The following is a 7,950-nucleotide window of genomic DNA, read 5'->3' on the forward strand; positions in this document are numbered from 1 at the left end:
GACAGCTACACGGCGGGGCTCCAGTTGCGCGGCGCGATCATCTGGCTGCGCAGCCTCCGCCCCACCACATGATCACGACTCAGAACACGCCCTAGTGCTGTGACCGCATAGACACCTCACCTTGCTATGCCGTCAAGTCGGTCGGACTTTGAAGGCCGGGGTCTTCGAACACTTCTGGCCAGGCGGGGAGAGAATCCCGGCATGGTGATGGCACGGCATTGGTACTCCTCGTCGCCCGTCGTGGACGGGCACCCGCTCCTGGATGAGCCTGGCTTCTGGCCCGCGCACTTGGCGGACCTGTCTGAGGGCTTGCCGCCAGAGGCCTTCGGTTCGGACGCGGGCGACGTGGACGCCATGCTGGACAAGCTTCAGGGCCCAGCGGCATGGCCGGTGTTCAGAGTGCCTCTGACCGGCGGCTTCACGGTCGTCGTGCACTACAACAGCGGCGAGGAGTTCACCACCACGGACTACTTCCTCACGCACCCCGACTGGAGCCAGGATCTCGTCCTGGCCAGCGACGATCAGGACCGTATCGGGCCTGGGCTGTGCTGGCCCGAGCTCGCAGCATTGGTGGAGGCACCGGCAGACGCCGTCGGGGTCACCGACCCTCATGCCCGGCTCCTTCTCCTCCTTCCCATCTTGGGTGACAGCGCAGTCCCGGAAGAAGCTGTGATAGCCGTGGTCCGGGCCCTGGTCACCCAGGGTGCTCCCGAGGCGAGCGAGCCGTTGGCCAGGCGTTTGCTCCAGGGGCACCCCATGTGGGGCGCCCAGGACTGGTGGTTCGACACAGACGAACGGAGCTGGATCTGCGAAGGCGATCACAGCCCACGCGAGATTCCCTTGGGCGACCACTTGCCTGAACAGCAGCGAGGTGCTCTCGAGGCGTGCCTGACTCCCGGATGACCGACTCAGGCTGCCCACGCGACCGCCACCACACCGAGCACCGGGGCCGCGCGCCGCTCTATGCGGAGGTCTCATTGAAGTGCTCTCCTCCCTTCGCAAGCTCAGGAAGGAGATTCCTGCCTACCTTGCGGCGGCGGGCTTGACGCGTTTTGGCGCCTGACGACTGCACCTTCCGGCAGCCGGGATCGCCACGAGGCCGATCCGGTACAGGTGCAAGATGTTCCGGGCTGCGTTCCAGTCGGCGTTCGCCGCGAAGCCGCAGTCCGGGTTCTTGCATACGAACGTGGCCTGGTCCTTGCGGCTGCCTGGCGTGGTGAAGCCACATGCAGAGCAGCGCTGGGAGGTGCCGGGGGCTGGGACTTTGACCAGTGTGGCGCCGTACCGGGCGGCCTTGTACGCCAGCATCGTGACCGTGCGCCCCCATGCTTCCTGGCTGATGGAGCGGTTGAGACCGGCCTTCTGCTTGACGTTCTTGCCTGGCTCTTCGACGGTGCCCTTCGCGGACTTGACCATGTTCGTGATGGTGAGTGCTTCGACCACGACCGTGCCGTACGTGCGGGCGAGGTAGGTGGTGGTCTGATGCTGCCAGTCAAGGGCGCGGCGCGTGGCTTTTGCGCGGAGCTGCTTGATCTGGTCGTAGGTGTGCTGCAAGCGGCGGGACGTCTTCTCACCGCGTGTGCGGAAGCCCTTGCGGTGCGCTGCTGCGCGCTCCAGGCGCAGCAGCTTGGCTTTCTCCTTCGGGGTGAGCCACTTGTCCCGGTCGGCGGTGCCGTCCGGGAGTCTGGCGGGGCGGCCGTGGTCTTGATGGTTGCCGTCGGAGAGAGCGAGGGGCACCGTGACGCCCACGTCGATGCCGACCTCGGGGCCGGTGCAGGGCGCGGGCGTGGACTCCTGGGTCAGGACACGGAAGGCGATGTGCCAGCCGAGGGCATCCTTGACCAGGCGTGCGCCGGTGATCCGGTTGTCCTTGCCGGCGTGCTTGCCGACGGGGAGGTCTTGGGTCCAGCGGAACCGTACTCGGCCGATCCTGGGCAGGTTGACCATGCCCCAGCGGCGGTGCACCCGCTTGATGTTCAGGTCGCGGCCCTGCGGGACGTCCACGCTCATCGCGGACCGGAAGCGGCCTTTGAAGTTCGGTGCGTTGGCCCGGCCCTCCCAGCAGTTCTTCCATGCCTGGAAGTACGTCTTCAGCACCGCTTGTGCGGCCTGCGCGGGCAGGACGGCGAGGAAATCGAGGTCTTTGCGGGCCTGCCGTATCGCGGTATCGGCGTTTGCAGGCGTGCGCTTGTCCTTCGGCATCATCTGCCACCAGGCGTGCAGCAGGTTCCACATCGTGCGGGCCGCGTGCGCCTGGGCATCGGCGTTCGACACCTCGGCAGGCGATAGTGCAAGCCGGGCGCGGTGCCCGAACTGCCGCTTCCTCAGCGCCCCTTGACTCACAGCCAGCAGACTATCGCTCGCTCCACGTCGCCGCGATGGAATCCGAATCCCGATGTTCGCACCGGTCGTCAGGTTGTCTGCAACCTGCATGTCCATTTGGTGTTCGTCACGAAGTACCGGCGCGGCGTGTTCACCGACGCCATGTTGAACAGGTGCGAGGAGATCATGCGGGAGGTGTGCGAGGACTTCGAGGTCGAGTTGAAGCAGTTCAACGGCGAGCACGATCACGTGCACCTGCTCGTGCACTATCCGCCGAAGGTCCAGCTCTCCAAGCTGGTCAACAGCCTCAAGGGCGTCTCCGCCCGGCTGCTGCGCAAGGAGTACGACACGCACGTCCGCCGGTACCTGTGGGGCGGGCACTTCTGGTCCGGGTCCTACTTCGCAGGCTCATGTGGAGGGGCGCCGCTCACCGTCGTGAAGCAGTACATCGAGCGGCAGCAGCGCCCTGTAAGCTGAGGTCAACAGTGCGGACCCGTGCCCACCGGCATCCGGATCCGGCACCCGTCCGCCAGCCGCAGGTACACCGGTCCGTGACCGGTTCGCAGGGCGAGTGCATAGGGGTCGCGCTCGGCGCAGGACGACCCGTCCTCATCGGTCGTCACGATGCAGCGTCGTGACCTGGTGCGGGTCGTTCCTCGTCGGCGCGGGCAGCCCGCCGGACGCGGCGGAGCCTAAGAGCGAAGGCCACGGCGGAGGCTACGAAGAGCACGGCGGTGATGACCAGCCACCGGCCGAGGTAGACGTCCATGGACAACCCGGTGGCACCCGGATAGGGGGTCGACAAGGCGAAGATGAGGGGGAACCAGACGAGCAGGAGCACACCGGAGAGAAAGGTGGGCACGCGCAGGTAGTTGATCCACGGCGGTTGTGGCATGCGGGTGGCGCGATGCCGCAGGATAGCGTGGGCCGACAGGTCGGCGAGTGAGTACAGGGGCAGCAGGAGCAGGTCGTGGAGGATCGCCGCGCCGACGAACCAGAGCGCGACCTCGAGCGGGCGGACGGCGAACAGGCGCACCAGGGCGTAGCCGGTGATCGCGAACGAGGCGATCAGGACGAGCAGGTGGAGGGGGCCGGAGCCGTACCAGCGGACGAAGCGTGCCATGGTCACGTCCTGAAGGTGAGTCGGTGCACCCACTTGGTGTTGTTTACGCCGGGGTTGGCCGGGACTATGACGCGGGCCGGGTAGCCGTGGTCGAGCGAGAGGTCCGCGCCGTTGACGCGCAGGGCGAGCAGCGATCGAGGGTCGTGGATCTGGTTGCCCCGCAGTAGCACCGAGCTGTAGGGGCCGGGTGGTTGAACGGACTCCACCAGGACGCTCGAGGCATGGGGTAGCCCGGCCATGGCGGCCAGGTCCGTCAGCCGTAGACCGCTCCACCGCTGATCGGCGGTGGACCACCCCTCCACACACGCGATCGGCAGCGCGGCCATGTGTTGACGCATCGCCAGGAGCTGCCCTCGGGTGAAGACCAGAGACGAACCCTGGCCGCGGACTTCCAGCCGCCAGCCGGGGCCGACGTGCGCGGGGGTGACGCCGACGGCTGCGGCGGTCTTGTTGATCTGGAAGCCGTTCGGGCCGCTGCCGGGAGTGCGGTTGTGGGGCGCGAGAAGGGCGGTGTCGCGCAGCCAGCCGCCGATGCTCTGCCCCGCGGTGACCACCAGGAGGAGTAACGATCCGCCCCCCACCATGGCGAGCGCGCCGCGCCGGGTCATCGTCGGCGGCGCGGCAGCGGTCGGGACCAGGCCGTCGGGGTCGGGGGGCTCGGGCCGGGTGTGAGCGAGGTCGGTGCGCAGTTCGGCGGCCAGGCTGCGGGAGCGCAGGGCGCGCGTCATCCGGCCGAGTCTGAGGCACACGTGGACGACGAAGGCGGCGATAAAGACCCAGGCGCCATAGAAGTGCAGGGTGTAGAAGGAGCCGGGGAACACGTAGAAAAGCTGGATGTTGATGATGCCGGTCACGAATTCAAAGATCACCCCGCCGACCAGCATGAGCAGGGACAACCGCTCCAGTCCGTGGGCGATGGAGCGCACCGGCAGCCACTCGAACAGCTTCGGGATCACTGACCACAACTTGGCCAGCAACACGGGCACGAGGACCACGCCGAGCGTCACGTGCACGCCCTGGGTCAGCCGGTACAGCCAGTACGGATGTGTGGGCCAGTCGAAGAGGTAGAAGCCCAGCAGGCCCTTGTCCGGGGTCTGGTCGTTGAGGCGGCCAAGTCCCGGGTTGTAGGCGGCGTAGGAGAGCATCCCAGTGACGAAGAGCAACGGGATGCCGATCAGCAACACCAGTCCGAACACGGACGTCAGCCAGGGCCCGCGGAGGGGACTGCGCCAGAAGCCGGGACGGAATGGCCCCGGGGGTGGAGGAGTCTGCTCGACCCGCCGCACGAGAGCCCGGATACGAGCGGCCCCCTTGGTGGCCCGCGCCGCCGCGGCAGCGCGAACGCGCTCGAGACGCCCCCGCGCGTGACCCTCGCCCGGTCTCGGGCGCTGCGGCCCGCCGGAGCCCGGGGCCGACGGCCGTCCGCCACTGTCCATCGGCTGCCTCCTCTGTCCCCGAGCCGACTGTCACAGGGCGGATCGCATCCCACCGCGCCGTCCGCGCTGTTGTCGTCAGCCACAAACTGGCACAGATCGGGGTCGGCTTTCCGTGTCAGGGCTGCATTCGGGTGTCCGTCGCCAGCCGAACAGTCGAACCAGTGCACCGCACGGCTCGACGGTCGCACGATGCCCTCATGATGGTGAGGTGCGACGCCTCAGCGCACGGCGCAGCGCCGCCAGCCGGCCCGGCCGCACCGCGCTGACCAGGGAAGTGCTCTGGTTCGTCCTGATCGGCGTCGCCTCCACGGTGGCCCAGGCCCTGCTGTACTGGGTTCTGCGCCACTGGTCGCCGCCCATCCTGGCCAATTTCGCCTCCCTTCTTGTCGTCACCGTCCTCAACACGGAGGCCAACCGCCGACTGACCTTTCGCGGGTCCCCGGTCCGGGTCCTGCAGGCGCATCTGGCCGCGGGTGGCCTGTTCGTCCTGGCGTACATGGTCACCTCAGGAGCTGTGCTCCTCTTCCGCCACTACCGGCCCACCGCCTCACCGGCAGCGGAGACCCTAGTGCTCGCACCGAGCTTTGCCCTGGTGACCGTGGTGCGCTTCACCGTCCTGCGGATGGTCGTCTTCCGGCGCCGCCACCGATGACTCCCACACACCCGATGCGGCAGGCACCTCCGCCCTCACGCACCGCCCCGCCGTCGGTCCTTGCCCCCACGGGCCCGCGCCCGGACCAGTGCGCCGGCAAGCACCTCCACGGCGGCCGGCCCGTACACGGCGACCTGGACGCCATGCCACTGCAGTGCGTCCGCGACATACAGCGCGGTGCCGGCGGCGGCGACGGCGAGCCACTCCCATCGGCCACCCATGGCCACCAAGGCCACGACGAGCAGCGCGTACCAGTAGTACGCGGGCGAGGCGAGCAGCAGCGCAGTGCCCGTGACCAGCAGCGATCCGTGCCACGGCCGCTCTGGATCGCCTCGCCGCAGGACGTACCAGGCGCTGAGCGCCACCAGTACGGCGGCGGCCGGACCGGCCCAGGCGGCCGGCAGCACCAGCCGCAGTAGCCCGAACCGGCCGACGCCGCTCGGCTCGTACCCCTCCTCCCGCAGATAGCCGGGGAGATAACCCAGAACCGCGGAACCGGACGCCAGCAGGTACGGAAGATAGGCGAGCACCACAACACCGACGGCCGCGAGCAGCGCGCTCGCCGCCTCCCACACCCGGGCTCGCCCGGCACGCCCGGAGGCCAGCACCCCCGACAGCGCACCTGGGAGGGCGAGCACGGGCAGAAGCTTGACGGCGATCGCCGCCCCCAGCAACGCTCCACGGCGCGCTCCCGCGGCCGTCCCGAGCGCGGCCACCGTGAACAGCACTCCGAGCGTGTCCACATGGGCGTCGTTGACCGCGGCGAACGGCACCGCCGGACACCACGCCCACAACGCCACCCGCCGCACGTCACCGGACGTACGTCGCTGCACCATCAGCAGCGCCACGGTCGTGGCGACGGCGAGCACCGCACCGGCGAGTTGCAGGGGCTTGTGCCGCCCGCCTGCTGGGGAGACGGCGTGCACCAGCAGGAACCATCCCTCGGCCACGGGCGGATAGATCGTGCGTTCGGACGGCCTGTTGATGTGCGTGCACACCCCTGCCCCTGAGTGGAGGTCCCACTCACGGCACGCGCTCCCGGCGGGGAAGAGCCACGGATCACGCAACCGGGCAAGCTGTGGCGCGTCCGGCGGGTAGGCGTACGGGGAGACTCCCGCGGCCTGCACGCGGCCGTCCCACGCGTAGCGGTACATGTCGTCGCTGGTGCGCGGCGGGGCCGACAACGCCGCCACGCACAGGGCGATCCCGCCGGCCAGGATCAGCGTCACGGCGGTGCGCACCGGCACCCGCCGCACCGCCCACGCCGCGCCGGCGAACAGCGCCCACGCCGTGGCATACCAGTACAGCAGCGCAGCCGGATGGCCGAGATTACCGCCGATGCGGACCGTCGTGGCGACGGTCGCAACGAGGGCGGCGAGCAGTGCTGTGGTGCAGAGCGTGCGTACTCCCACACCCGTCACAGTGGCAGCCGCGAACGCGCCGGACGGTCTCGTGGCGCCGCGTGTCCGAACCCGCCGTAGCCTCGAAGGCGTGCTGGTCCTTGTCACGGGAGGGGCCGGGTTCATCGGCTCCCACGTGGTCGGTGCGCTGGTCGACGCCGGGCACGGGGTGCGCGTGCTGGACGTGCGGTGGCTCGAGCCGACGCGGTTCCCGCCCGACGTCGCGTTCGTGCGCCGCGACGTATGGGACCGGGCGGTGGTCGAGGAGGCGCTGCGCGGGGTGGACGCGGTCCACCACCAGGCGGCGATGGTCGGCCTGGGCCAGGACTTCGGCCACGCACCCGAGTACGAGGCGCGCAACGACCTGGGCACCGCCGTCCTGCTCACGGCCATGGCCCGGCGGCGGGTGAGCGACCTCGTCCTGGCCGGATCGATGGTGTACTACGGCGAGGGCCGCTACGAGTGCGCCCGCCACGGGACCATCCGGCCCGGCCCGCGGCGGGTCGCCGACCTGGATGCCGGGCGGTTCGAGCCCGTCTGCCCGCGATCGGTGCCGCGATCCCGGACGGCCCACTGCGCACCGACAACGTCGGCAGCAGGAGCCCGCACACCGTGGGGGAGGTGGCCACCGCGCTCTCCGCGGCCTGCGGCGGGCCCGAGCCGGTGGTGACCGGCGAGTACCGGCTGGGCGACGTCCGTCACATCACCGCCTCCTCGTCACGGCTGCGCAAGGAACTCGGCTGGCTGCCCCGGGTCCCGTTCGCGGACGGCGTGCGGGAGTTCGCGAAGGCCCCCCGCGCGGCCGGGCGTCGGTGCCTCGGTAAGGGGCGCGGGAGACGGCCTCGAGCCCACGGCCGCCGGAACCGTAGCGGCCCCCATCGGCCGGAAGCACCCGGCGTCTAAACCGTTCCTAGTCAGTGAGCAGGAGTGAGTCTTGTATCCAATCCTGGTCAACTGGCGCATCCCGAACGGTGGTGGATGCACTGGTCTCCCGCGTTCGCGCCGCGTCCGGCGACA

General features: G+C 69.6%; 7 protein-coding genes and 1 pseudogene. 4 read left to right on the top strand and 4 right to left on the bottom strand.

Annotated features, from left to right (window positions below):
- The first annotated feature begins 201 nt into the window (after positions 1-201).
- Positions 202-903, top strand: a complete 702-nt coding sequence (locus ACWDA7_RS48000; RefSeq protein ID WP_450613895.1) for a hypothetical protein — start codon at positions 202-204, stop codon at positions 901-903.
- Between the two features lie 120 nt (positions 904-1,023).
- Here ACWDA7_RS48000 and ACWDA7_RS48005 read toward each other — a convergent pair whose 3' ends face one another.
- On the bottom strand, positions 1,024-2,343 hold the full coding sequence (locus ACWDA7_RS48005) for an RNA-guided endonuclease InsQ/TnpB family protein (RefSeq protein WP_450613897.1): 1,320 nt from the start codon (positions 2,341-2,343) through the stop codon (positions 1,024-1,026).
- Between the two features lie 12 nt (positions 2,344-2,355).
- Here ACWDA7_RS48005 and tnpA point away from each other — a divergent pair, with 12 nt between their 5' ends.
- On the top strand, positions 2,356-2,799 hold the full coding sequence (gene tnpA, locus ACWDA7_RS48010; RefSeq protein WP_450613907.1) for an IS200/IS605 family transposase: 444 nt from the start codon (positions 2,356-2,358) through the stop codon (positions 2,797-2,799).
- Positions 2,800-2,941: 142 nt separating this feature from the next.
- Here the strand turns inward: tnpA and ACWDA7_RS48015 are convergent, their stop codons facing one another.
- Both ACWDA7_RS48015 and ACWDA7_RS48020 read right to left on the bottom strand, forming a co-directional pair.
- A complete protein-coding gene (locus ACWDA7_RS48015) occupies positions 2,942-3,445 on the bottom strand; it encodes a hypothetical protein (protein WP_450613899.1) in 504 nt (167 codons plus the stop codon).
- Between the two features lie 2 nt (positions 3,446-3,447).
- The gene (locus tag ACWDA7_RS48020; RefSeq protein WP_450613901.1) at positions 3,448-4,641 is read right to left on the bottom strand and encodes a molybdopterin-dependent oxidoreductase; all 1,194 of its coding nucleotides are present in this window, start codon (positions 4,639-4,641) and stop codon (positions 3,448-3,450) included.
- Positions 4,642-5,089: 448 nt separating this feature from the next.
- On the opposite strand from ACWDA7_RS48020, the gene ACWDA7_RS48025 reads away from it, so the two are divergent.
- Complete coding sequence (locus tag ACWDA7_RS48025) at positions 5,090-5,533, top strand: GtrA family protein (RefSeq protein WP_450613903.1); 444 nt, start codon at positions 5,090-5,092, stop codon at positions 5,531-5,533.
- Between the two features lie 35 nt (positions 5,534-5,568).
- Here the strand turns inward: ACWDA7_RS48025 and ACWDA7_RS48030 are convergent, their stop codons facing one another.
- A complete protein-coding gene (locus ACWDA7_RS48030; protein ID WP_450613905.1) occupies positions 5,569-6,945 on the bottom strand; it encodes a glycosyltransferase 87 family protein in 1,377 nt (458 codons plus the stop codon).
- 79 nt (positions 6,946-7,024) lie between these two features.
- Between ACWDA7_RS48030 and ACWDA7_RS48035 the strand changes: the two are divergent.
- Positions 7,025-7,836, top strand: a pseudogene (locus ACWDA7_RS48035) (NAD-dependent epimerase/dehydratase family protein).
- Positions 7,837-7,950: the final 114 nt, after the last annotated feature.

This window comes from Streptomyces sp. NPDC001156 (genome assembly GCF_053598275.1).